The following is a 328-nucleotide window of genomic DNA, read 5'->3' on the forward strand; positions in this document are numbered from 1 at the left end:
TGGCGAGTTTGATGTGTTCCTGACCTTGCAGGTCTTCCATCCTCAGTTTGTTGTTCGCCCAGGTACGGATGACGTTCCTTGTGTTCCAATCGGCGGGGATATGGTCGGTATGGGCACTGTCGTGCATGACGCCGGAGATATACGGACGGTCGGGATTACCCTGGACGAAGGACAGCATCACTTCGGTGCCTTCGTGTAAGGGGAAGTGGATGCCGTATTCGGGACCGGCATAGGGTTTGGCCAGTCGGACGGGACGGCTTTCCCCACCCGGACTCCATTCGTCTAAATCAAACGGTAATTTGACGCGGTAGCGGCCCATGTCGTCGAT

Annotated in this window: 1 protein-coding gene; it reads right to left on the minus strand. The window is 56.4% G+C overall.

Annotated features, from left to right (window positions below; genetic code table 11):
• On the minus strand, positions 1-328 hold a 328-nt coding region (locus tag ACTHUG_RS11605), incomplete at both ends, for a phage baseplate assembly protein V (protein ID WP_440386920.1).

The organism is Neisseria sp. P0022.S009 (genome assembly GCF_051956675.1).
Classification (GTDB): Bacteria; Pseudomonadota; Gammaproteobacteria; order Burkholderiales; family Neisseriaceae; genus Neisseria.